The sequence below is a fragment of the Marinomonas epiphytica genome, assembly GCF_054780655.1.
In genome coordinates, this window is sequence record NZ_BAAGVX010000029.1 from 54083 (window position 1) to 73126 (window position 19044).

Here is a 19044-nt window from a genome sequence, read left to right on the forward strand (position 1 = left end):
CAATATATAAAGGACACTATAACCTTACCAAGACACCATCACAATCGAAAGCAACGTAAAGTTGCTTTACTCACCCAACCGCCGCCTCAGAGAGGACACTTAGCAACTCTTCACCGTGCTTGGTTGTGGCTTCTACCACCACTTTACGCCCCCCTCTAATTAGGGACAGTGAAATTTCAATATCTTGTGTTGGCAACACACCTCGCCCCATCTCAGCCCACTCAACCAGACACACACTTTGCTCATTAAAGTAATCACGTATTCCCATGAACTCTAACTCTTCTGGATCACCAACTCGATACAAATCAAAGTGATACAGCTCAAGATTACTGGCTTCATAAGGTTCTACCAGAGTGTACGTGGGGCTTTTAACGGGCCCTGTATAGCCCAAACCATGCAAAAAGCCACGAACCAGGGTGGTTTTCCCCATCCCTAAGTCACCCTGCAGATACACGGTACATGCCGAATTCAATGCGCTAGAGAGCAATTTACCAAATTCCAACATGGCTTCTTCGCCATAAACTTCTTTCTCAAACCCCATGTTATTGCTTACCTTTCTAAATCGTCTTACTTTCTCAGTCATGTTTATATCGCAGAACCTTTGACAGACACTGAGAAGTATCTCAGTATACTTTTTCTATTCTTCAAACTTCCCGCCAACAAGGATTGCTATGGACTGGTATCTGCTGTTTTTAATTGCTTTAGCCGTATTTATAACGGGCGTATCTAAAGGCGGTTTCTCCGGCGCATTTGGCATGATTGCTGTGCCACTGATTTCACTGAGCACTTCCCCTGTCGTTGCCGCCGCCATCATGTTACCCATTCTTTGTATCATGGACCTATTTGCCATTCAAAAGTTCTGGCTACGCTGGCATAAAGAGTATGTTTTAAAGTGCATACCGGCAGCCCTAACCGGACTGGTGCTGGCCAGTTTAACCGCCAGCTGGATTTCAAGCGACTTTCTTAAAATCATTGTCGGTTTAATCGCCATTGGCTTTACTCTGCACGCTTGGCCCAAAAAATCTTCCCCCAAAATTCGCAAACCATTAGGGAATTTAACGGGAAAATTTTGGTGTGCTTTAGGAGGCTTCACTAGCTTCATTGCCCATGCAGGCGGTCCGCCGTTAAATGTGTATTTACTCAGAGCCCCTTTAGATAAAACCCAATACGTTGCCACATCGGCACTTGTTTTCACCATTATTAATTACGCAAAAATAATACCTTACGGATTAATGGGGCAACTGAATACACAAAACATCTTGCTCTCGTTGAGTTTTATCCCTATCGCTTACCTTGGCGTACAACTGGGCGCTTGGTTACACTTTCGTTTATCAAACCAAAGCTTCTTTAAGTTTATCTACCTTTGCCTATTTGCAACTGGCCTCAAGTTAATCTGGGACGGTGCAACTCGCTTTATCTAACCAAGAGGCAAAGAATACTTACTGCATATGAAACATGGTTTTTCGATAATGCTTGAGCTCACCAATAGACTCAAGAATATCATCAAGCGCCAAATGACTACCTTGTTTTGTAAAACCATCTAAGGCTTCTGGGCGCCATCTTTTTGCCAATTCTTTAATGGTACTGACATCTATGTAGCGATAGTGAAAAAACGCTTCCAGCAATGGCATATAACGATATAGGAAGCGTCGATCTTGACCTACACTATTCCCGCAAATAGGTGACGCTCCCGCTGGCACATATTTTTCTAAAAAAGCGATGGTATCCGCCTCTGCCTGAGCCATAGTGACGTCGGACGAGATGACGCGCTCAGTTAACCCCGAGTCACCATGATGCTGGGTACACCATTCATCCATTGCATCCATGGTCGCTTTAGATTGATGAATCGCGAGGTTAGGCCCCTTGGCCAGCACATTCAAATGCTTGTCCGTTACGACGGTCGCGATTTCAATAATGGTATCGGAATCAGGGTCCAATCCCGTCATTTCTAAATCAATCCACACTAAATTATCATTACTAAAGCTCATAACTCACTCTAATCCTTTATTATCAATGCTAAGCATTATACCCTATGCGACTCACTATATGACTAGCTGATTCGAATGTCGAAAAGAAAACTTAGCAAACAACAGACCTGGCGCATTGAGCGAATACAAAAAGAGCGCATAGAAAGAACCCAAAAGCGCGCAGAGAAAGCCGAACAAGCTTTACAATCCTCCGATCTTGGGCCAGAAACAGAGGGAATCATTCTTTCGCATTTTGGCACTCAAGTAGAGGTTGAGGGCACCCAAGCACCCTATGAAGGCATCTCTACCCGCTGTAACCTAAGGGCCAACCTTGGTCAGCTAGTGACAGGCGATAAGGTCATTTGGCGACCTAAGCAGCAAGAAGGTGGCGTGGTCGTCGCCTGCGCCCCAAGGCACACCTCCTTGTCTCGCCCAGACATGCATGGCCGACTAAAACCCGTCGCCGCAAACATTGACCATATTGTGGTGGTCATTGCCGCTGAACCCGTAGCGCATGCAAATTTGATCGACCGTTATTTAGTGGCCGCTGAAACCGTGGGCATTCCTCCGGTGATTTTGCTTAACAAGTGCGACCTTATTGATGATAGTAATCGACCAGCCTTAGACGACCTACTAAAAACATACCAAGACCTAGGCTACAAGATTTTACGCACCTCAACCAAAAGCAAAGAAACCATGGCTGAGCTGTACGACTTTTTAAGCAAGAAAACCAGTGTATTAGTCGGTCAATCAGGGGTAGGAAAATCCTCTTTAATTGGCACCTTGTTACCCGATATCGATATCAGTGTTGGAGAACTGTCGCAAAAACGACGCAAAGGCACACACACCACAACCACCGCTCGGCTCTTTCACATGCCAACAGGGGGGGATTTAATTGACTCACCCGGAATACGCGAATTTGGCCTATGGCACATCAGTGAAGACGAGCTTCTCAACGGCTTTATTGAGTTTCGAGATCACTTAGGCTATTGCCGTTTCAGAGATTGTGCTCACGAAAAAGAGCCAGGTTGCGCTATTTTAGACGCTCTTGAGAAAGGCTTAATCACACCCCACCGCTTTGAAAGCTATTTGAGAATCAAGCAATCAATCCAGGAAAACCAAGCATTTTAAGCCATTAAAATACAGCTGTCGGGGTAAGATCGAGCGCTTCGCCTTCCACGTCAGCTGGGCCATAATCCGCAATATTACGACTTAGAAGAGCTTGGTAGGCCTGATCTGTTAGCAAGGTAATACTCACTCGCCGATTCACATCGGAAGTCGGTTCAACTGGATCATAAGGCACGCTGTCAGCTAGCCCCACCACCTGTGCCACCTTGTTGTAACTAATCCCCCCCTCTTCCAACAAACGACGAGTCGCATTGGCACGCAAAGCAGATAAATCCCAATTATTTAAAGCATTACCACCACTAAAGCGAGACGCATCCGTATGGCCTGCAATGGCAACAGGGTTCCCCAATTGCACAAAAATTGGCGCCATACTTAAAAGAATATTTTCATAATCTGGCATCATGCGAGCACTGCCACGCTCGAACATAGGCTGGTCAGGGGCATCTATTAATGTAATTCGAACACCCTTTGGCGTTAGCTCAATGCGTAAATTATTTTCCTGAGAAAGCACATGATTCATACTCCTAAACTGCTCGTACAGCATGTCGCTAACCTTTTTCATCTGCTCCATGTCACGACCTAGCTTAGGCTCTTTTTCTTCCTTCATGGTGCTACCTGGTTCTGGTAAATCCAAGTCGAGCTTTTGCTCTATACTTTTCGCCGGACTCCCACCTAAGTCAATTGGGCTTCTGCTAGCACCGGCCGTCGACGTACCCAGAGGATCGTTAAAGTAACCTTGGATGACAGCCAACTCTTGAGGAGAAGAGACATTGATCACCCACAATACTATAAAAAACGCCATCATCGCCAAAGCAAAATCTGCCAAGGCAATTTTCCAAGACCCACCATGAGGACTGGCTCTTTTGCCTTTCCTCACTCGCCTAATAACTAGATTTTCATTCGCCATAGCAACCTCTTACTGCTCAACTTCAACACTAGGCGATGTTTTGTATTGCCTTAGATCCAATGACAAATCAACAAAGCTAGGCCTCAATTCAGGAGGTAATAATTTTCGAGCAGTTTCTACCGCTACGGCAGGAGAATGACCAGACACCACAGAAGCCAGACAAGCTTTCACAGCCAAATAAGATTTTAACTCTTTTACCGCAAGATTTTCCAAATGAGCTGAGGCTGGCCCCACAAAACCATACGCCAAGAAGACCCCCATAAAGGTGCCCACCAGGGCAGCAGCAATATGATTACCCACTTCTTCAAGAGGACCACCAATGGAGCCCATGGTAATAATAATACCCAATACAGCCGCCACAATCCCAAAACCTGGCAAAGCTTCTGCGACACGATGAAGAGCATGGCTTGGCTCAAGCAACTCTTCAGCGATCTGCTCGGCCTCGTTATCCATTAAGGCTTCAATTTCATGAGCAGGTAAGCCTGTTAATGTAAAAATTCGGTAGTTATCCGTTAAAAAATACACCAGCTCCTTATCTGCCAGCACTTTCGGAAAACGTCTAAACAGCTCACTCTCAAAAGGTGCTTCAATATCATCCTCGATTGCCAGAAACCCTTCTAAGCGACTTTTTTGCAATAGACTATACATTAGCCCCAGCAACTGCTGATAAAACGCTTGGGTATGGTGGCCTCCGGTTACTATTTGAGGCAGCATGGCTAAGGTTTTTTTCTGCACTACCAATGGATTTGCCACCATAAACGCACCAAGAGCAGCACCACATATAATCAGAATTTCAAATGGTTGCCATAAGGTCAAAAGGTTTCCATGAGCCGCTACATAACCAATAATCACACTCGCAATGACGACGACCACACCGATAATTGCAAACATATTTCTTTCCTTATCAACAACTAAGTATTCTCAACGATTAATATACAGTATCATCATTATGTGTGATATCTGGCAGATAGACTAATTTTAACTAAATATTTTTGAACGGACTGAAGAACACCTAACTATGCAAAATTCGTCTCCCTCTAATCTTGAGCAATGGCAGAGCTTTTTTAGCGAAAAAAAGTTTCCTGTTGGGGCACGAAATCTATCCATGCTGCGTCGGCTATTCAATGATGAGGAGAGTCGCTTCGAGCACATCCAAAACATCATCGAAAAAGAACCCATGCTAGGGCTCGCTGTTTTAATTGAAGCCACTCAAAGCAGCACCAACAAAGAAAATGACATTAAATCACCTATTCATGCAGCATCCATGATTGGTATGAACAAGATCATCAAGTTACCCAACAGGTTAGAACCTTTTGTTAACAACTCTAAAGCCAGTGCTATGTATTTACGCGGCCTTCAAACCAGCTATGAAGCCGCTTATATTGCAAAACAGTGGGCCAGCATAAAATTCCCAAACCAGGAAGAAGACATCTTCTGGATTACTTTTTTTCGTGGCGCCGTGCGTTGGATGCTGTATTTTTACGCAGAACCTACCATCAGCGCTTGTGAAAACGCAATCCGCAAAGGCGCTAAGCCAGAACAAGCCGAGCAAGAGCGTTTTGGCTGTCGATTAGACGAACTTACCCCTCATCTTTTAAACCTGTGGGGAGCCCCAAATGCCATCATTCAGTCTTTTTTAGCCCAAAACCTACCGAACACAAAAGAAATGACCGCGTTAGCTGAGTTGACACCTCATCCGGACCTGCAACCTAAATTCACTGAAGATAAAACTCTTGCGTTACTCATTAATAAACCCCTATTTTTAAGTCATTGCGCTCATAGAGTAGCTTATGAAGTACGCCTGAAAGACTGGGATAGCAAAGAGCTCACTTTTTATTATCGAGTTATTGCCAGTGCATTACATGTCCCCTTTAGTAAGGTAATCAGCCTCACTCACCTAGCAGCAGCTAGGGCCGCCAACTTTAGCAAACTTAGCCATCGACCTCTGGCCTGCAAACTTTTAAACCCCAACCTTTTTTATCGTGGCGGTCGCAGCAAACCACGAACCTTAAAAGGATTGGATCGCCTAAAGAGTGCATTACTTCCACACAAAGGCGATAACACACAACAAGCTAAGATCGCATTAAAAGCCATAAAAAAACGGATCATCAATACTCATCGAGTTCTAATTATCAGCATTAAAAACCAGCATTGTCGCCCTATCGCGCAATTCGGCCATAACGTGTCGACCATAAAAAGCAATAACTGGAACGCCCCCTCAAGCACCCTACAACGCCTAAGCCAAAAACGCTCAGCCACACATTTACAAGGCAGTAAATTGAATAAAGTAGGTGCGGGCTTGCCCGACCAGGCACCCATTATGCTAAATGGTTGCAAACAAGCCATTTTTGCCTCCGCTCCCGTTAGCAACAATGAAGTGCTGGTATTTTGGTTAGACACCGAACAAGATTTTTCAGACAATGACTACAAAGATTTAAAACAGATCATCACCACATTAAGTGATGCCCTATAACAACAGGAAAACACTGTGACAAAAGACCAACTTTTTGCCTTCGCGCAGCATATCACCCCTCAAAAAACACTGTCTCGACTGGCAGGCAGAATTGCTGAGTGTGAAAACAATTGGGTTAAAAACACCTTCATCAGTCAATTTGTTAAAAAATACCAAGTGGACATGTCCCAAGCCGTAAACAGTGACCCTCTCTCCTATCGTAACTTTAACGATTTCTTTACCCGCGCCATTCGCCCTGAACTGCGCCCTATTTGCGAAGGTGAAGACACCATCGCCTGCCCTGCAGACGGTGCCATTAGCCAGCTCGGTAACATTGAGCACGGCACACTGTTTCAAGCAAAAGGACACACCTACAGCTTAACCAGCCTACTGGGGGGCGATGCGAGTTTATCCAACCAGTTTCTGGGCGGCTCTTTCGCTACTGTTTACCTGTCCCCCAAAGATTACCACCGAGTACATATGCCACTGGCCGGCAAACTCACTAAGATGATTCATATCCCCGGCAAACTATTCTCTGTCAACAAGGTGACCGCTGAGCAAATACCCAGTGTTTTTGCCCGCAACGAGCGTACAGTTTGCTTATTCGATACCGAAGCAGGACCCATGGCCGTTATTCTCGTTGGCGCCATGATAGTTGCCAGCATTGAAACGGTGTGGGCAGGACAAGTAACCCCCTTTAGCAAACAGGTAATGAGCTGGGACTATGCGTCCTTGAATGATGTTACCTTAAACAAAGGCGAGGAGATGGGCCGCTTTAAACTTGGCTCAACCGCCATCGTACTTTTTGGCAAAGACGCCATAGAATGGGAGAGCTCACTGCAAGCTGAAACCCCCACAACTATGGGCATGCCTTTTGGTAAACTGAGCAACACCTAGCTTTAAAAGCACTATTTAACAGACATAAAAAAAACTGCCCGCGGGCAGTTTTTTTGTTTATTGGAATGAGATATTAAGGCAACTCATCCTCAAACTCTTCCTTAACAGGTGGCATTAAATCTTCTTTACACACTTTCAAACCTAGCAATAAGTTTGCCGCTACAAAGATAGAAGAGTAAGTACCAATCACGATACCCACTAATAACGCCATTGAGAAGTTGTGAATCGCTTCACCTCCTGCCACAAAGAGCACTACTAATACAAACAAGGTTGTCAATGAGGTAATCAAAGTACGACCTAGAGTTTGATTGATCGACTCGTTCACCAAGTCATAAGGCTCTGTGTCACGCATAATACGGAAGTTCTCACGAATACGGTCACACACCACAATGGTATCATTTAGGGAATAACCCACAACTGCCAATAAGGCCGCCAATACGGTTAAGTCAAACTCCACTTCAAATAAAGAGAAGAAGCCAAGAGTAATAATGACATCATGGGCTAGGGCTACAACAGAGGCAACCGAAAACTTAAACTGGAAGCGTACTGCTACATAAATCATGACAATGGCTAGTGCCAATAGCATCCCCAACCCGCCTTGCTCGCGTAGCTCTTCACCCACTTGCGCCCCCACAAACTCAGACCGCATTAACGTGACATTCTGTTGACCACCTTCTTGCAAGGTAGACAAGACTTCATCACCTAACGTTGGCGTATAGGCATTGGCTAGGCGAACAACCACATCGGTGGCAGAACCAAAGTTTTGCACTACGACATCTGAATAGTTGTTATTAGCCAACACGGTACGCACATCATCTAAATTAGGTGCTTGAGCATATTCCACCTCAATTAGGGTGCCGCCCGTAAAATCCAGTCCGAATTGCAGGCCCTTAGTAAATAAAGAGCCTATGGATACCAAGATAAGCGCTATCGAAATAACAGCAACGACCTTGCGCATCGCCATAAACGGAATATTAGTCACTTTCATGGCGTTCTCCTATATGTATAGTTTCTTGTTTTTACGGCCACCGTACACCAAATTCACTTGGGCACGAGTCACTACTATGGCAGTAAACATGGAAGTTAAAATTCCCAACGACAAGGTCACAGCAAAACCTTTAACAGGCCCTGTTCCCACTGCAAAAAGAATCACAGCAACCAATAAGGTTGTAATATTGGCGTCAAAAATAGTGGTAAAGGCGCGATTAAACCCAGAATGAATGGCTTGCTGACTGGGTAAACCATTAGCCAGCTCTTCTTTGATCCTAGAGAATATAAGCACATTAGCATCCACTGCCATACCCATTGTTAGGACAATACCTGCAATACCTGGCAAAGTAAGCGTTGCTGAAAGCATCGACATACAAGCCATCAGCAATATAATGTTTAGTGCTAACGAAATATTGGCAAAGATGCCAAAAACCTTGTAATACAGCAACATAAAGAGCATTACTACCAGCAAACCAATCTGCGCGGATGTCACACCCAACTTAATGTTTTCTGCACCTAGGCTTGGGCCTATCGTGCGCTCTTCTACAAAGTAGATTGGAGCAGCAAGAGCGCCAGCACGCAATAAAAGCGCCAATTCAGAAGACTCACGAGGACTGTCTAACCCAGTAATTCGGAAGGAATTACCCAAGGTCGTTTGAATGGTCGCAAGAGAGATAATACCTTTCTCGCTGTAGCTACGGCGTACTTCCACCATTTCTCCGTCTTGCTCTACAAAACGGCTACGAGATTTGTGCTCAATGAACACCACTGCCATGTTTCGACCGACAGCAGAACGCGTGACTTTAGTCATTTGTTTGCCGCCTTTACTGTCAAGACTAATGTTTACTTGCGGTTGGCCGTTTTCATCAAATGAAGAGTTGGCGTCTGATACGCTATCTCCAGTAATGATAATGTCTTTATCCAAACGAGCCGTACGACCGCTACCATCACGGAAGGTTAGTTCTTCAATGTTAGCCGAAGACTCATCTAAACCTGCTTCTAAACGGAACTCCAGGTTCGCAGTTGCCCCTATGATACGTTTAGCGGCAGCAGTATCTTGCACACCCGGCAGCTCGACAACAATACGGTTACTACCTTGACGCTGAACCAGTGGCTCTGCCACACCTAGCTCATTCACACGGTTACGTAATGTGGTTAAGTTTTGCTGTAACGCATAGGCTTCAATTTCAGCCGTTTCGGCTTCACTGAAGCTGGCCTCTAGGTAGAAACCATCTGCGTCATCACGCGTGTTGTAAAGGTATTCTGGAAAAACATCTTTCAGTTTATCTTCAGCCAGAGCCAAGTCATCCGCCTGTAAAAAACGAATAGACAGCACACTGTCATCGATGGTGACACTACGGTAACGAATTCGCTCTTTGCGAAGCTCTGCCTTCATTTCACTTGAAGACACTTCTAAACGCTGCTTGAGCGCTGCTGGAGTATCCACTTCTAATAAAAAGTGCACCCCACCACGCAGATCAAGACCCAGCTTTGCAGGTCCCGCCCCTAATGAAGCCAACCAATCAGGTGTAGTCGGAACTAGGTTCAGCGCGGTGACGTAATCCTCTCCTAGCGCAGCCGCAACAATAGGTTTTGCAGCCAATTGGTCCTCACCACTATTAAAGCGCAAGGTACCACCAGCAGAGGTTAATTCTGCTGCTTTTAAATCTATGTTGGCTTTAGTTAAAGCCTGAGTCGCCGTTTGCAAGGCGCGCTCGTCAACGACAGATGTGGCTTTTTGAGTAGAAAGTTGAAGAGCCGGGTCATCTGGGTATAGGTTAGGAAAGGCATAGAGTAGCCCCAAAGCCAATACAACAAGAATCAGCAAATACTTCCACAAGGGGTACTTGTTAAGCATGAAAAATCCTTTACACCATAAAAAGAAAAGAAAAAAGAAAAGCGCCATTGGCGCTTTTCTCAAACTGTTAAATGGACTTTAACGTTCCTTTTGGCAACACAGCTGCCACAGACGCTTTTTGAAATTTCATTTCAACGCCTTCAGATACTTCTAGAACTACGTAGTTGTCATCTACACGAGACACCTTACCTAGTACACCGCCACCTGTAACGACTTCTGCGCCTTTTGCTAACGAAGCAATAAGGTTTTTATGCTCTTTGGTACGTTTTGCTTGTGGGCGCCACATTAAGAAGTAAAAAATAACAACAAATCCAGCAAGCAATACTAGGTTAAAAATACCAGCATCAGCGGGTGCGCCGCCTTCTGCATAGGCAGGTGAGATCAATGCGATCATGTGCTAACTCTCCAATGGTTTATGAAATCGTTATAAAACAGTTATGTTTTACGCTTTATTTATTCTTTATTTAATGGCGGTGTTGGTAAACCACGTTTTGCATAAAACTCGTCAACAAAGGCGTCAAATCTACCTTCATCGAGCGCCAGACGCAAACCCGCCATGAGGTTTTGATAATATCTTAAGTTATGGATGGTATTTAATTGCGCCCCAACCATTTCCTTACACTTCTCTAAATGATGTAAATAAGACCGAGAAAAGTTTTTACAAGTGTAACAGTCACAATCTTTATCTAATGGTGCCGTATCATGACGATGTTTGGCATTACGAATTTTTACCACACCTTCAGAAGTAAAGAGATGGCCATTTCTGGCATTACGGGTTGGCATAACGCAATCAAACATGTCAACGCCACGACGAACCCCTTCAACAAGATCTTCAGGCTTGCCAACGCCCATTAAGTAACGAGGCTTATCCGTTGGCATTTTAACGGCAACATGATCAAGCACCTTCATCATTTCTTCTTTGGGTTCACCGACAGACAAACCGCCAATCGCATAACCGTCAAAGCCGATATCTATCAGCCCTTCTAAAGACTCATCACGAAGGTTTTCATACATACTACCTTGAATGATACCAAACAAAGCTGATGGGCTGTCACCATGAGCTTCTTTTGAGCGTTTCGCCCAACGCAAACTCATACGCATAGAATCAGCCGCTCGCTCTGGCGTGGCAGGGTAAGGAGTACATTCATCAAAGATCATTACTATGTCAGAGCCTAAATCTTTTTGCACCTGCATAGAAATCTCTGGACTCAAAAAGACCTTGGAACCGTCAATGGGGGAACGAAATTTCACACCCTCTTCTGTGATTTTGCGCATTTCTCCTAAAGAGAACACTTGAAAACCACCAGAATCGGTCAAAATTGGTTTTTTCCATTGTGTGAAATCGTGTAGGTCACCATGAGCTTTTACCACATCCGTACCCGGGCGAAGCCACAGGTGAAAGGTGTTACCGAGAATGATATCCGCACCAATTTCTTCGATATCCTTGGTTAACATTCCTTTCACTGACCCATACGTACCTACGGGCATAAAAGCAGGGGTTTCTACTTTTCCTCGGGGAAAAGTAAGGGTGGCACGACGTGCCTTACCTGACGTGGTATGCAAATCAAAATCCATAAAACATTCTGGACGTTTATCTGACATTCGTTCTATTCCTCACTATGCGGGCCTTGGGCCTTCGCATTTCGTGTTATAAACATGGCATCGCCATAACTAAAAAATCGATACTCTTTCTCTACTGCTTCACGGTAGGCCTTCATAACTTGAGGATACCCCGCAAACGCACTGATTAGCATAATCAAGGTAGATTCAGGCAAGTGAAAATTGGTCACCATGGCATCGACCGTTTTAAATTCATAGCCTGGGTAAATGAATATACTGGTGTCGTCCTGCATAGGCTCAATCTGACCAGACTGACTGGCGGACTCCAGACTGCGAACACTGGTAGTACCCACCGCTATGACGCGTCCACCACGAGCTTTAGTGGCTCGAATTTGTTCGACCACAGATTCACTGACGTCTACATACTCGGCATGCATGACATGGTCTTTTACTTCTTCCACTTTGACGGGTTGAAAAGTACCTGCTCCCACATGCAAAGTAACAAAGGCCGTTTCCACCCCTTTGTTTTTCAACTTCGCCAATAACGCATCATCAAAATGCAAACCCGCAGTTGGCGCCGCTACCGCACCAGGCTTTTCGCTGTAAACGGTTTGATAGCGTTCAAGATCGCTGTCCTCATCAGGGCGTTCAATATAAGGAGGCAAAGGCATATGGCCGACTTCTCCAAGAACCTCCAACACAGGCTCAGCAAACGCTAGGTGAAATAAAGCCCCTTGGCGGCCTAACATGGTTGCCTTTATTGCCTTGCCTTTATCTTCCCCTAAATACAAAGTATTTCCGACTTTAGGCGATTTACTTGCTCGAATGTGAGTTAAGGCTTCATGGCTACCCATTACTCGCTCGACTAACACTTCCACCTTGCCACCTGACTCTTTGCGACCAAACACTCGCGCAGGAATGACTCGCGTGTTGTTAAATACCATTAAATCCCCAGGTTTCACCAAGGCTAGCAAATCTGGAAAATGCCCGTGGGTCAATGCACCAGTAGGCCCATCTAACTGCAAAAGACGGCTTGCAGTACGGTCTGGCGTAGGGTAATGAGCGATTAAAGAATCGGGTAAGTCAAAGTGATAATCAGAAACGCGCATGAAAAGAAAACTACCTAGAAAAATCGACCCGATATTTTAGCGAAAACCTAGACAAAAAGGTACTTAGTTAGATGAGTTTAGAAAAAGTTTATTTATTTTAACAAAACAGGTTGACACCACTGCAAAACTCCCTAGAATACGCCTCACCTTTTTCAAGGCCAGTGTGGTGGAATTGGTAGACACGACGGATTCAAAATCCGTTGCCGAAAGGCGTGGCGGTTCGAGTCCGCCTACTGGTACCAACATAAAAAAGCCCTGATCACAGATCAGGGCTTTTTTTTCGCCTGTTGAGCCTCTATCAACAATGTTAAGGCTCACTCATGAACAGACGTAAAAAAATTAAAAGCATTCTTACCAAAAAAGCAAAGCAGGCTAACCTCAAAGCCAACCCTAAAAAAAGCAAGCCTAAGTACATTTCTAAAGCGGAGCGAGCAAAACTAGAAGAAGCTGAACAAAACGCACCTGTGGAAATAGAAGAGCCCACTGCAGATACACAACCCTAGTTTAATGTGTATTTTCACTCTGTCTTTAAGGCGCTAAAATTGCGCCCTAAAGTGCCAATCATTTGAGCCCATTGAGTTCAATACGGACTTACGAATATCTTTATCAATTTTTTCTGAATCAATATCGTATAAACCGCATAAAGACAACATTGTTCGTTTGTTCATTGTATAACCAATAGCTTCGTACACCACCCTTACACAACAAGGCACTCGTGAGCTACTTGCACTCACCCCTAGACGCAAACCAGATAAACGCTCAACTCGATTTCTAAATGAGGGGTACAAAATAGTTTGTGTCATTTCTGCTTGAGTTTGCGCTTCATAGTCAAGCAAAAACAAGCGATCTGCCAGCAGTTGAACCCCACCTTTATACACCCCGTGAAACGCTTTTTTAAGTCCAGTTGGATTCAACCTTTCTGTTCTGTGGTAATAAGCTTTTCCGTTTATTATCTCAATGTGAATCAATGTTCTTAATATTTTCCCAGGGTAAGCCATAGATAGGTAATATTCAAAATAGTATCCGGCATATTTCTCGACCCCTTGCTGACCATTAGCACTTAACTGACCCCAATGCCGCTGCTCTAAGCTTTCTTCTTGTTGTGATCTAACTATGACAGGACGAGTTTGAATCAGCCTTTGAAAATCTTCATGTGGCAAAATAAGTTCATGCGTTTCGACACCAAAAAAGTCGCAAATACGTCGTAATGTACTGGCGCTAGGCATAGAGGAAGCATTTAAGTAGCGATTAAACTGAGCTCTATTCAACCCTAAGCGCCGACACACTTCCGCCACCGATTTGTAAAAACTGCAAAGCAAGCGCAAATTCTGGGATAGATTTTTTTCCATAACCACCTTCTCGCCATCAAGCCCATCACCTCTTGTATAAGAAGAGAGCTAAACCACACTAAATTTTGATGCTATTTTATGCCATTTAAACATCTATTAGCACCAAATAGCATCAAATAAACAACTTCTCCCCCCCCTATCTTTCGTTTCAATTACTACTCCTTTAACCTAATAAAGCACCTTTCCAAAAAGATATGAAGCATAACGAAAAACGAATTGAACAAGACCTTTTAGGCTCAATGACCATACCAAAGATGGCCCTCTATGGCATCCAAACCCAAAGAGCAGCCAACAATTTTTCTATTACAGGCGTCCCAATTAACCACTTCCCAGAGCTAATACAGGCTTTTGCCATGGTTAAAGCGGCTGCAGCAAATGCTAATCACACAATAGGAAAGTTGAGCACCGAAAAATACCAAGCCATAGACCATGCCTGCCAAGAATTAATTAACAATCAACACCATGAACACTTTATCGTTGATGTCATCCAAGGGGGGGCTGGAACTTCAACTAATATGAATGCCAATGAAGTCATTGCTAACCTAGCTTTGCAACACTTAGGTCACCCTCCTGGCGAATACCAGTTCCTGCACCCAAATGACGATGTAAACTGCTCACAGTCAACCAATGACGCTTACCCTACAGCGGCTTGCTTGAGCATTCAGTTTGCAGCAGACAACTTTATACCAGCTCTTACATCACTGATAAACGCATTGTCCACTAAAGGCAGAGCCTTTGCCCATGTGATTAAAATGGGCCGAACTCAATTACAAGATGCTGTACCCATGACAGTTGGTCAAGAGTTTGACGCCTTTGCTGTAACCCTTGAGGAAGATGTTGACCGCATACAAGAAGCAAGCCGTCTATTATGTGAGATTAACTTAGGTGGAACAGCAATTGGCACAGGCATTAACGCCCCAAAAGGCTATGCCGATATTGCCATAAACAAGCTTGCTCAAATATCTGGCAAGCCCTTAGTCAAAGCCAGTAATTTGGTTGAAGCGACCTCGGATATGGGGGCATTCGTGCTCTTTTCAGGTATTCTTAAACGCCTCGCGACTAAACTAAGTAAAATCAGCAACGACCTCAGGCTGTTATCGAGTGGCCCACGCACGGGACTTGGAGAAATCAACTTACCTGCCATGCAACCTGGCTCATCGATCATGCCTGGCAAGGTTAATCCAGTTATACCTGAAGCAGTTAACCAAACAGCCTATCAGATCATTGCGTCAGACCTGGCAATCACGCTTGCCGCTGAAGCAGGGCAACTACAATTAAACGCAATGGAGCCTTTAATTATATACAACCTGCTAAATTCACTTAAGATGTTAGAAAAAGCCTGCATTATGTTAGAGAGTCGCTGTATTCAAGACATCACAGTCAACGAAAAGGTATGTCAACAACAGGTCGAAAGCAGTATTGGCCTAGTGACGGCTTTAGTTCCTCATATTGGCTATAACCAAGCCACTCGCATAGCGAGTTTGGCCCTACAAAGCCGCTGCACAGTAAAAGAGTTGGTACTAGCAGAAAAACTATTGAGTCCTGAAAAACTCAATGAAATTCTAAGCCCAGCAAACATGCTGACTTGTTAGAAGACAAATAACCCCCATCTATAAGGGCACTAGTCAATACTAGGCTGCCCTTATACTACTTTTCTATAGTTCACTCCAAACTGCCCATTCATTACCACATGGGTCAAGAAAGTGAAAACGACGCCCACCAGGAAATTCAAAAATATCTTGTTCTATAGTGCCGCCTGCTTGTTCAATTTGCGGCATCAAACCTTCTAAGTCATCGCTTTTCAGTACCACAAGAGCCGCCCCAGTTTGTGGACGTGAAGCATAGTCCGCTTCAAAGAAGCCGCCATCCAATCCAGCATTTTCAAATGCGCTATAGCCTGGGCCGTAGTCTTTAAAGCCCCAGCCGAACACTAGACTAAAGAAGCGTTTGTTGAGTGCTAGGTCTCTTGCCGGTAGCTCCACATAGTTAATTTTCGTGATGGTCATGGCCCTTCTCCTAATGTTGTAACCGTTACCAGTATGACACTTATCAAAATCATTGCACCACCAAGCCATTGCTGAGTGGATACTTTTTCTGCAAAACGAACTTTTGAAAAATACAGTGTGCCTAAAATTTCTACCTGACCAAGTGTTTTTACCAGTGCTGGGTTCACCAAAGCAAACCCCGTGAACCACCCAATTGAGCCCAATGAGCTGTATATGCCTACCTTCCAATTTAACCTTAAACAACGGGTAACTGGGCTTGCGATATGCCCACCTTTTAGAATATGAATCGCCCATAGAATCAGTGTTTGTAGCATCAACACATACCATAAAGTGACACCAGCGCTGGTGATGATAGAGCCATCTAGAGTATGGCTAGCAAGCGCGGCGAACACGGAAGTAAAAGCAAAACATAGCCCACTACCCAAACCCGCCAGTAGCGAAAGATCCTTATGAATTTGAGTCAGATTATGCCATTTTATACTCATTACAAATGCCCCTAGCACCCCCACAACAACCCCTAACCAAGCCACCCCAGATAAGGCATGGTGCAACAATGGAATAGCAATCACCGCAGCCAAAACCGCCTCTGTTTTAGCCAATAAAGTTCCCAAAGCGAAACTACCCGACTGAAAGACCCGCAACATTAAATAAGTTGCAAGAATTTGCGCAACAGCGCAGACACTAGCAAAAATAATAAAAGACATTGGTTCTGGCGCTGCCACCCAGCCAAACATCCACCAACATAAGAGCAAATAGAAAGTAACTAATGGCAAGCCAAAAAGTGACCTAGACATGGTGGCATGTAAGAAACCCGCATTTCGAGCCAGTGTATTTTGGTGGGCAGTTCGAATTGACTGGCATGCAGCGGCAAAAAGAGTGATTAAAATCCACATAAAACACATCCTGCTGGCAATTAAGGGGCCATTGTGATGCGTTCCTAAATATTTGTAAAAGGAATATAAGGCATGTTTCAGATTCCATATAGGAATCTGAAACATACCCAGTCAATTATCGATTATTTCGCTTTGCGCTTGTCTAAAAAACAATCGATTAAATTAGACTGAGGATCTCCTGTAATGACTTTTTAAGTGCTTCATTGCTTAACTCACCCTCTTGCACATTGTCATGAAAACTGGGCACGCTCAACGAACCTACCACCTCTCCACCAAAGTGGGGCATGCTTGCTGAGGCCTGCGCCAGAACATTTTGCGCACCGCCTGGCCCTGGTGAAGTCGCTAATAACACCATTTTTTTACCTGCAAAAACTTTTTGCGACACTCTTGAGGCCCAGTCAAAAACATTTTTATAAGCCGCTGTATAGCTACCATTATGTTCCGCAAAAGAGATAATAATCACATCGGCTTTCGCGATTTCAGACAAGAAACCTTGTACTAGATCTGGAATACCGAACTCAACCTCCCTATCTTGGTTATAAATAGGCATATCATAATAATTAAGATCAAGTATTGTTACTGTCGCATCGGCCACTTGATTCGCAGCATAGGTTGCTAACACTTTATTAATTGAGTGACGACTGGAACTGGCGCCAAACGCTAAAATATTCATTTTCACATCCTTATAAACGTTTATTTAAGCCTTAGAAAAATGCGAGTTTTTTTGGTTCTCGCTACCTAAAGCTATGAAGCCTTCAACCTCTTCTTAGATAATTTACTCTATCTAAGGCTAGAGCCATAGCAATAAATTGTGGGGTTATGTTTCTCCTGTTGCAAATCTCCCTTGTTGCGGAGCGTGCACTTGATCTCGTCTAGGCCAAGGCCATCCTCCAAACTGGGTTCTCTGAAAATCAGCAAAGGTTTGCTGTAACTCTTGCTTAGTATTCATAACAAAAGGCCCTTGCTGAGCAACAGGCTCTGCAATCGGCTTCCCCTGCAAGAGTAAAAAACGTGCTGCCTTGCCTGTATTTTGTATGCTGCAAGCAAGTTCACTGTGTAAATCAAGCGCCTCGTTCACACTAATGTCTGCATCGTCTAATTTGCCTGTTGTACCTTCAAAAAAATACAGACTACGGCTCAGACCTTTACTGGCAGCGGGCAAATTCCAACAGGCTTTTTCAGGTATATCAATGATCCAAATAGCCACTTCATTTTCTGCATTAGCGGCCCAAGAATTTGGTGCACAAGGAGGCGCTTGTATCCCCCTTAGCGCCCCAGCAATTAATTTAACTCGACACTCTATCCCATTCTCATCGGCTTGAGTGATAATAGGCGTTTCCTCATTCCACAACATAGTAAAATGTGGCGGAACCATTTTATTTTTCCCTGGTAAATTCAACCAAATTTGAAACAATTCAATGGGGTTAGAACGGTCTTGATTCAGGAGCGGAAACATTTCAGAGTGTTGTACCCCTTTACCTGCTGTCATCCATTGAGTATCTCCTTCCCCATAACGACCCGATGCCCCCATTGAGTCCGCATGATCAACAAAACCTTTATTCACTACTGTGACCGTTTCAAATCCCCTATGTGGGTGCGCAGGAAAGCCTGGGATCGTCTCACCGTGATACATACGCCAGCCATCGACTGGCTCAAAATCGTTCCCTATAGAGCGGCCATTAAGAGGGGCCGCAGGACCTAATTCGACGTTGCCTTTAGGGTAATGGTCGTTATGGAAAGCACAAAATAGAAAAGGGTCCTGGGTTGGCCAAAACAAACCTAACGGCTTGCGGCGTAAGATGGCATGGCTCATAGTCTCACCTCGAAACATATCTGCTACAGGGCCAAGTGAACAAATAACCTAAGCCCCAATCAAGTCACAACAGCTTAACAAGAAACTTGAACTGAAAATAACGGGGATTTTCGCT

Annotated in this window: 20 protein-coding genes and 1 tRNA gene; 7 read left to right on the forward strand and 14 right to left on the reverse strand. The window is 44.4% G+C overall.

Going from position 1 to position 19044, the window contains the following annotated elements:
* Positions 1-70: 70 nt before the first annotated feature.
* A complete protein-coding gene (gene tsaE / locus ACYVGZ_RS08415) occupies positions 71-583 on the reverse strand; it encodes a tRNA (adenosine(37)-N6)-threonylcarbamoyltransferase complex ATPase subunit type 1 TsaE (RefSeq protein ID WP_460753894.1) in 513 nt (170 codons plus the stop codon).
* A gap of 88 nt (positions 584-671) precedes the next feature.
* Here tsaE and ACYVGZ_RS08420 point away from each other — a divergent pair, with 88 nt between their 5' ends.
* A complete protein-coding gene (locus tag ACYVGZ_RS08420) occupies positions 672-1421 on the forward strand; it encodes a sulfite exporter TauE/SafE family protein (protein ID WP_460753897.1) in 750 nt (249 codons plus the stop codon).
* 18 nt (positions 1422-1439) lie between these two features.
* Here the strand turns inward: ACYVGZ_RS08420 and orn are convergent, their stop codons facing one another.
* Entirely contained in the window at positions 1440-1988 is a 549-nt protein-coding gene (gene orn / locus ACYVGZ_RS08425; RefSeq protein WP_460753900.1) for an oligoribonuclease, read from the reverse strand.
* Between the two features lie 75 nt (positions 1989-2063).
* Between orn and rsgA the strand changes: the two genes are divergently transcribed.
* A complete protein-coding gene (rsgA, locus tag ACYVGZ_RS08430; RefSeq protein WP_460753903.1) occupies positions 2064-3098 on the forward strand; it encodes a small ribosomal subunit biogenesis GTPase RsgA in 1035 nt (344 codons plus the stop codon).
* Positions 3099-3102: 4 nt separating this feature from the next.
* Here the strand turns inward: rsgA and ACYVGZ_RS08435 are convergent, their stop codons facing one another.
* The gene (locus tag ACYVGZ_RS08435) at positions 3103-4002 is read right to left on the reverse strand and encodes a flagellar motor protein MotB (RefSeq protein WP_460753906.1); all 900 of its coding nucleotides are present in this window, start codon (positions 4000-4002) and stop codon (positions 3103-3105) included.
* Between the two features lie 9 nt (positions 4003-4011).
* Entirely contained in the window at positions 4012-4893 is an 882-nt protein-coding gene (gene motA / locus ACYVGZ_RS08440; protein ID WP_460753909.1) for a flagellar motor stator protein MotA, read from the reverse strand.
* Positions 4894-5020: 127 nt separating this feature from the next.
* Between motA and ACYVGZ_RS08445 the strand changes: the two genes are divergently transcribed.
* Both ACYVGZ_RS08445 and asd read left to right on the forward strand, forming a co-directional pair.
* Positions 5021-6475: an HDOD domain-containing protein gene (locus ACYVGZ_RS08445; protein WP_460753912.1), complete on the forward strand. Its 1455-nt coding sequence runs from the start codon at positions 5021-5023 to the stop codon at positions 6473-6475.
* 15 nt (positions 6476-6490) lie between these two features.
* Complete coding sequence (asd, locus tag ACYVGZ_RS08450; RefSeq protein ID WP_460753915.1) at positions 6491-7351, forward strand: archaetidylserine decarboxylase; 861 nt, start codon at positions 6491-6493, stop codon at positions 7349-7351.
* A gap of 73 nt (positions 7352-7424) precedes the next feature.
* Here the strand turns inward: asd and secF are convergent, their stop codons facing one another.
* From secF to queA, 5 genes are all read right to left on the reverse strand, one after another.
* Positions 7425-8339 (reverse strand): protein translocase subunit SecF, encoded by a 915-nt coding sequence (secF, locus tag ACYVGZ_RS08455; RefSeq protein ID WP_460753918.1) that lies wholly within the window; start codon positions 8337-8339, stop codon positions 7425-7427.
* Between the two features lie 9 nt (positions 8340-8348).
* Entirely contained in the window at positions 8349-10199 is a 1851-nt protein-coding gene (gene secD, locus ACYVGZ_RS08460) for a protein translocase subunit SecD (protein WP_460753921.1), read from the reverse strand.
* Between the two features lie 67 nt (positions 10200-10266).
* Complete coding sequence (gene yajC, locus ACYVGZ_RS08465) at positions 10267-10593, reverse strand: preprotein translocase subunit YajC (protein WP_460753924.1); 327 nt, start codon at positions 10591-10593, stop codon at positions 10267-10269.
* Between the two features lie 59 nt (positions 10594-10652).
* Positions 10653-11774 carry a tRNA guanosine(34) transglycosylase Tgt gene (gene tgt / locus ACYVGZ_RS08470; protein WP_460754146.1) on the reverse strand — a complete coding sequence of 374 codons (1122 nt, stop codon included), beginning with the start codon at positions 11772-11774 and terminating at the stop codon, positions 10653-10655.
* A 32-nt stretch (positions 11775-11806) separates the two neighbouring features.
* On the reverse strand, positions 11807-12868 hold the full coding sequence (queA, locus tag ACYVGZ_RS08475; RefSeq protein WP_460753928.1) for a tRNA preQ1(34) S-adenosylmethionine ribosyltransferase-isomerase QueA: 1062 nt from the start codon (positions 12866-12868) through the stop codon (positions 11807-11809).
* A 157-nt stretch (positions 12869-13025) separates the two neighbouring features.
* Here queA and ACYVGZ_RS08480 point away from each other — a divergent pair.
* Together ACYVGZ_RS08480 and ACYVGZ_RS08485 are read left to right on the forward strand one after the other, a co-directional pair.
* A tRNA-Leu gene (locus ACYVGZ_RS08480) sits at positions 13026-13110 on the forward strand.
* A 78-nt stretch (positions 13111-13188) separates the two neighbouring features.
* Positions 13189-13371 carry a DUF2986 domain-containing protein gene (locus tag ACYVGZ_RS08485; RefSeq protein WP_460753931.1) on the forward strand — a complete coding sequence of 61 codons (183 nt, stop codon included), beginning with the start codon at positions 13189-13191 and terminating at the stop codon, positions 13369-13371.
* Between the two features lie 33 nt (positions 13372-13404).
* On the opposite strand, the gene ACYVGZ_RS08490 is transcribed toward ACYVGZ_RS08485, so the two are convergent.
* Entirely contained in the window at positions 13405-14217 is an 813-nt protein-coding gene (locus tag ACYVGZ_RS08490) for a helix-turn-helix domain-containing protein (protein ID WP_460753934.1), read from the reverse strand.
* Between the two features lie 194 nt (positions 14218-14411).
* Between ACYVGZ_RS08490 and ACYVGZ_RS08495 the strand changes: the two genes are divergently transcribed.
* Positions 14412-15809 carry an aspartate ammonia-lyase gene (locus tag ACYVGZ_RS08495; RefSeq protein WP_460753937.1) on the forward strand — a complete coding sequence of 466 codons (1398 nt, stop codon included), beginning with the start codon at positions 14412-14414 and terminating at the stop codon, positions 15807-15809.
* Between the two features lie 63 nt (positions 15810-15872).
* Here ACYVGZ_RS08495 and ACYVGZ_RS08500 read toward each other — a convergent pair whose 3' ends face one another.
* The 4 genes from ACYVGZ_RS08500 to ACYVGZ_RS08515 all read right to left on the reverse strand — a co-directional run bounded on the left by ACYVGZ_RS08500 (position 15873) and on the right by ACYVGZ_RS08515 (position 18929).
* A complete protein-coding gene (locus ACYVGZ_RS08500) occupies positions 15873-16223 on the reverse strand; it encodes a VOC family protein (protein WP_460753939.1) in 351 nt (116 codons plus the stop codon).
* A complete protein-coding gene (locus ACYVGZ_RS08505) occupies positions 16220-17116 on the reverse strand; it encodes a multidrug transporter (RefSeq protein WP_460753941.1) in 897 nt (298 codons plus the stop codon). The genes ACYVGZ_RS08500 and ACYVGZ_RS08505 overlap by 4 nt, the downstream gene beginning before the upstream one ends.
* Before the next feature lie 157 nt (positions 17117-17273).
* A complete protein-coding gene (locus ACYVGZ_RS08510; protein ID WP_460753944.1) occupies positions 17274-17789 on the reverse strand; it encodes an NADPH-dependent FMN reductase in 516 nt (171 codons plus the stop codon).
* 144 nt (positions 17790-17933) lie between these two features.
* Positions 17934-18929, reverse strand: coding sequence for a pirin family protein (locus ACYVGZ_RS08515; RefSeq protein ID WP_460753947.1), 996 nt, complete (start codon positions 18927-18929; stop codon positions 17934-17936).
* Between the last annotated feature and the right edge of the window lie 115 nt (positions 18930-19044).